Genomic DNA, 3,980 nt, shown 5'->3' with positions numbered 1-3,980 from the left:
TGCATGAACTGGCAGGCCATATCTTTCGACTGGAACCAAGTCCGCGCCTTTCTCGCGACCGCTGAGGAAGGTTCGTTCTCCGGCGGCGCGCGGGTGCTGGGCCTGACGCAACCCACGCTGGGCCGCCAGGTGGCCGCGCTTGAACAGGACCTCGGTGTCTTGCTGTTCGAACGCATCGGCCGCTCCTTGGAACTCACGCCATCCGGCCTTGAGCTTCTGGACCATGTCCGGGTCATGGGCGACGCCGCGCACCGCGTATCGCTTGCCGCCTCCGGGCAAAGCCAGACCATCGAGGGCGTGGTGCGGATCACCGCGACCAATATCTTTGCCGCCTATCTCCTGCCCCCAGCGATCGACAGGCTCCATGAGATTGCGCCGAATCTGGAGATTGAAATCGTCGCGTCCAACCGCATCCGCGACCTCCAGCGGCGCGAGGCCGATATCGCGATCCGCCATGTGCGACCCGAAGAGCCGGACCTCGTCGCGCGCCTGGTGACGGAGGGCGACGGCAATCTCTATGCATCGGAGGGCTATCTGAGCCGCTATGGCCGCCCTCAATCTCCAGACGATTTAGATGGCCACTATTTCGTTGGCTCCGGCAACTACGACGAAATGGTTCGATATCTCTCCAGCCTTGGCATTTCTCCGGCGCCTGAGAATTTCCGCTTCGGCGCGGATTGCGTGCTCGTCATGTGGGAGATGTCACGGCAGGGTTTTGGCATGTGCCTCATGGGTGCTGACATCGCCGCCATGACACCAGGCATGGAGCCTGTCTTTCCGGATATGGCGCCGATGAAGTTTCCCACATGGCTGATCGCGCACCGGGAACTCTACACCAGCCGCCGCATCCGCCTCGTCTATGACGTGCTCGCCGAGTTTCTCTCGAAAGGAAAAGCCGCGCCACGGCCGATCTGAGAACGGCCCCGGCGACCGCGCATGTCCCGCAGGACGACGCGCCGCTAGTCGGTATGCGGACCTTCGCGCGCCGTGCGATTCCTCAAATATCTTTTCGAAGGTCGGTGCACGGCCCTTTTTCATCGAGGGCCTGCGGCATCAGGGGCAGGGGCGCCTTGTTCCGCATCAAGGCGCCATGAGCCCGGAAGTGCCAACGCTGTAAATCCCTAGAAAATGGAGCGCCTCATGACGAATAGAAAGCTCGCCGACATCTTGACGAACCAGACGCTGCTGGCGCTTAGAGAACACGCACCGGTTCAGGAAGCCTGCCGGTGCATGTGGGAACACCGCAAGGGCTCGGTCCTCGTGATCGATAAAAACAGCAGGCTCATTGGCATTTTCACCGGCCGCGATGCCGTACGCACGCTCGCCGAAGGCAGAAGCGCCGAGGTCACCCCCCTAGCGGAAGCAATGACGGCCCGCCCGGTTACGGTGCCACCCACAGCCAGAGCCGTTGACGCGCTCCGCGAGATGAGCGACCGCGGAATCCGTCATCTGCCTGTTGTGGAGAACGAGAAAATTCTTGGGGTCGTTTCCCGTGGCGACTTCAAAGGCATCGAAATCGATCGCCTGGACGAAGACGACCACCTGGCGGAATGCCTGCGCTGACCGTCAGGTGGACTCTTGCTCGAATGTAAGATCGGCCGGCGAGATCAGCACGCCGAATTGCTGGCACCAGATCACCACGGACGGATAGTTCTTGAGATCGACGCCCTCCGGGATCGCGTAGTTCTGGCTGCCCTTGAAGGCCCGCAGGCGCCCAAGGTCTACATACATCGTGTCCTTCACGTCGTCGGAGGAACGGATGTCCGCCTTGGGAACCAGATACACGTGGAAGTCGGGACCCGGGCCCACTTCGAAGTCCTTGTCCAGAAACACCGTACTTGGATAAACGCCGACCGCCCCCTTGCCGTAATGGACCGGGTCGCTCGGATTGGCATGGATGAACGTGCCTTTGGCCACGATCGCTCCGACCTCGTCCCGGTTGAGGGCCTCCTTGGCATCCGGCGGCGGGAAGAGATAGGGAAACAGGAAGATTCCCAGGCCCAAGCCCAGCACCACACCGATCAAGCCGCCCGATAGAAATCCTTTGATGAACCGCCACATGCCGCGCCTCCCGATGCCCGTCAGCCAATCTCCAAGTGGCTACGAGCTTGCCATGGCGGCGCGATGAACGCGAGTGGCAGACGCCGGACGCTCGAGTCTAATCGAGCTGTCTAATGGACCTGCAGCTCCCCCGCCACGAAGCTGAACTCGGTTGGCGAAATCAGGGTCTTGTGGGCCACGCGCACCCGATAGAGCGGCCCTTCCAGATTGGCTTCCCAGAAATCCAGGAACTCGGAGAGCTTGGGGAACTGCGGCGCGAGATCAAACTCCTGCCACACAAAGCTTTGCAGCAGGTCTCGGTGATCGGGCAGGCGGTAGAGAATCTCGGCTGTGGTCAGAGAGTAGCCAGCGATTTGATTGGCGAAGGCCTGGTCCATCGGTCCTCATCCCCCTTTATTGACGGCTTTCTTGACCCCTTAATGCTAAGACCGACCTCCCATCCCGTTCAAGCGATTTATTGAGCAATATCAGCATATTGGCAGCACGTCTGCGGGAGTGCTAATTTTTTGGCACTCCCACCTTGAAAGTGCTAAAAACCGATTCTACATACGGTCTGAGGGGGACCCCGGTTCACGGGCAGCGCCCTCATTCCAAAACAATTTTTGACAATCTGTCTGGAGGAGTAAGCAAGATGAAGTTTCGTCCATTGCATGACCGCGTCGTGGTGCGCCGGATCGATGAGGACGAACGGACTACGGGCGGCATTATCATTCCCGATACGGCGAAGGAAAAGCCGCAGCAGGGTGAAGTCGTTGCCGTAGGTCCGGGCGTTGCCGATGAAAAGGGCCAGGTTCAGCCGCTCGACGTCCAGGTGGGCGATCGCGTGCTGTTCGGCAAGTGGTCCGGCACCGAGGTCAAGATCGATGGCAGCGATGTTCTCATCATGAAAGAGAGCGACATTCTCGGCGTCCTCGAAGGCACGGCCGCCTCGAAGAAGAAGGCCGCGTAGCCCAAACCGCTACCGCCAACCGAAATTCCATTTCACCGCTCGGGCAGGGCCGCATTCGCGGCGTGTGACGAGCGGCAAGGTTTGAAGGAGTTAAACAAAACATGTCTGCGAAAGATGTAAAATTTGCCCAAGAGGCGCGCGAAAAAATGCTTCGCGGCGTCGACATCCTGGCCAATGCGGTCAAGGTCACGCTGGGGCCCAAGGGCCGCAACGTTGTTCTCGAGAAGTCGTTCGGCGCCCCGCGCATCACCAAGGACGGTGTGACGGTCGCCAAGGAGATCGAGCTCGAGGATAAGTTCGAGAACATGGGCGCTCAGATGTTGCGCGAAGTGGCCTCCAAGACGGCCGACGAGGCCGGCGACGGCACGACGTCTGCAACCGTTCTGGCCCAGGCCATCGTCAAGGAAGGCGCGAAGTCCGTCGCTGCCGGCTCCAACCCGATGGATCTGAAGCGCGGCGTCGACCTCGCGGTAGGCAAGATCATCGAGGCCCTGCAGGAGAAGGCCAGACGGGTCACCTCCAACGAGGAGATCGCACAGGTTGGCACCATTTCCGCCAATGGCGATCCGGAGATCGGCCGCTTCATTTCCGAGGCCATGCAGAAGGTCGGCAATGACGGCGTCATCACCGTCGAGGAGGCCAAGAGCCTTGAGACCGAGCTCGATGTTGTCGAGGGCATGCAGTTCGATCGCGGCTATCTCTCGCCGTACTTCATCACCGACGCCGACAAGATGCGCGTCGATCTGGAGAACCCCTACATCCTCATCAACGAGGCCAAGCTCTCCAACCTTCAGTCCATCCTGCCGCTGCTTGAGGCCGTGGTTCAGTCGAGCCGTCCGCTGCTCATCGTCGCCGAAGACGTCGAGGGCGAGGCGCTGGCTACGCTCGTGGTCAACAAACTGCGCGGCGGCTTGAAGGTCGCGGCCGTGAAGGCTCCGGGCTTCGGCGATCGCCGCAAGGCCATGCTGCA

The 3,980-nt window shown here is 60.7% G+C and carries 6 protein-coding genes; 4 read left to right on the top strand and 2 right to left on the bottom strand.

All coding sequences use genetic code 11. The annotated features are described in order from the left end of the window. Both WBQ77_RS12925 and WBQ77_RS12920 read left to right on the top strand, forming a co-directional pair. Positions 1-915 (top strand): LysR family transcriptional regulator (locus WBQ77_RS12925; RefSeq protein ID WP_424060538.1); only part of this gene is annotated, 915 nt, incomplete at its 5' end. A gap of 225 nt (positions 916-1,140) precedes the next feature. Further along, a complete protein-coding gene (locus WBQ77_RS12920) occupies positions 1,141-1,563 on the top strand; it encodes a cyclic nucleotide-binding/CBS domain-containing protein (RefSeq protein ID WP_424044789.1) in 423 nt (140 codons plus the stop codon). Between the two features lie 3 nt (positions 1,564-1,566). Here the strand turns inward: WBQ77_RS12920 and WBQ77_RS12915 are convergent, their stop codons facing one another. Together WBQ77_RS12915 and WBQ77_RS12910 are read right to left on the bottom strand one after the other, a co-directional pair. Continuing rightward, on the bottom strand, positions 1,567-2,061 hold the full coding sequence (locus tag WBQ77_RS12915) for a DM13 domain-containing protein (protein WP_424060537.1): 495 nt from the start codon (positions 2,059-2,061) through the stop codon (positions 1,567-1,569). A gap of 110 nt (positions 2,062-2,171) precedes the next feature. Beyond that, entirely contained in the window at positions 2,172-2,438 is a 267-nt protein-coding gene (locus WBQ77_RS12910) for an usg protein (RefSeq protein ID WP_424060536.1), read from the bottom strand. A 254-nt stretch (positions 2,439-2,692) separates the two neighbouring features. On the opposite strand from WBQ77_RS12910, the gene groES reads away from it, so the two are divergent. Further along, positions 2,693-3,010 (top strand): co-chaperone GroES, encoded by a 318-nt coding sequence (groES, locus tag WBQ77_RS12905; RefSeq protein ID WP_424060535.1) that lies wholly within the window; start codon positions 2,693-2,695, stop codon positions 3,008-3,010. 101 nt (positions 3,011-3,111) lie between these two features. Then, positions 3,112-3,980, top strand: an 869-nt coding sequence (gene groEL / locus WBQ77_RS12900; RefSeq protein WP_424060534.1) for a chaperonin GroEL, incomplete at its 3' end; no start/stop codon positions are given.

Origin of the sequence: Methyloceanibacter sp. (assembly GCF_049590335.1) — a bacterium.
Lineage (GTDB): Bacteria > Pseudomonadota > Alphaproteobacteria > Rhizobiales > Methyloligellaceae > Methyloceanibacter.
This window is presented reverse-complemented; position numbering and strand designations above follow the sequence as displayed.